Genomic DNA, 842 nt, shown 5'->3' on the forward strand with positions numbered 1-842 from the left:
TTAAGTAACGAGTTATGCATATGATGCACAAGTCAAAAAAGTCATCGGAGAAAATTCTTAATGTAAATCTGACAAAAACCAGACAAAACGTGAAATATTGATCGCAATTCTGCCAGTTATATAAGCAAACTGTCAGGATAAAGTCATAGGTATTTTGTGGGTTCTCATATTTAAAACAACAAAAATGGGCTTATTATTCGAAAACAATAAACCCCATTTATGATTAGTATGACTTTATAGCTTTATCCACGCATGAGTCCATGCAGAACCTACGCCCGGCTCATAAGCGCTTGGCGTCGAACCACACCAAAGACTATTTGGCCACGGTAAACATTGATAAGACGAGCCCTGATTAGTCACAACATCGCCAGCGAGGTATTGAGATCCTGCTTGATAGATATTATCTGAAGGAACAGATACAACTGGCGGTTCAGTCGGCGGGATGACCGGATCTTGATGTGACGTACAATTTGCATCGCTCACGGCTTGCCAAACGCTCCAGGAACCCGATTCTGCTGGGTTATCGCCTTGAGTCCACCATTGTGCTTGCCACACTTTTCCATTCCACGTGACCGTATCGCCTTTATTGTAAACAGATGAGGCTTGCCATTCGTTTGCACAGCTTCCTGTTGGTGGCGATGTTACCGATTTGGCTGTTGCAGACACAACCGCTTGATATAAAGTACTGGTTTTATCAACGCCAAAGTTCAACGTCACTCTAGCTTCACCCGCTTGTGATGCGCCAAACTCCACATCCACACGACAGCTCGTATTTGCAGCTAACGTTGTTTGAGAACATTGATCGTTGGCAATCAGTGCTGCATCAGTCACTCCTTAGCCGC

1 pseudogene is annotated in these 842 nt (G+C 44.1%); it reads right to left on the reverse strand.

Annotated elements, in window-relative coordinates:
• Positions 1–234 precede the first annotated feature (234 nt).
• Positions 235–834 (reverse strand): annotated as a pseudogene (locus tag R8O10_RS24500) (carbohydrate-binding protein); the annotation flags it as partial.
• Positions 835–842: the final 8 nt, after the last annotated feature.

This window comes from Vibrio sp. 1727 (assembly GCF_033344415.1).
Lineage (GTDB): Bacteria > Pseudomonadota > Gammaproteobacteria > Enterobacterales > Vibrionaceae > Vibrio > Vibrio alginolyticus.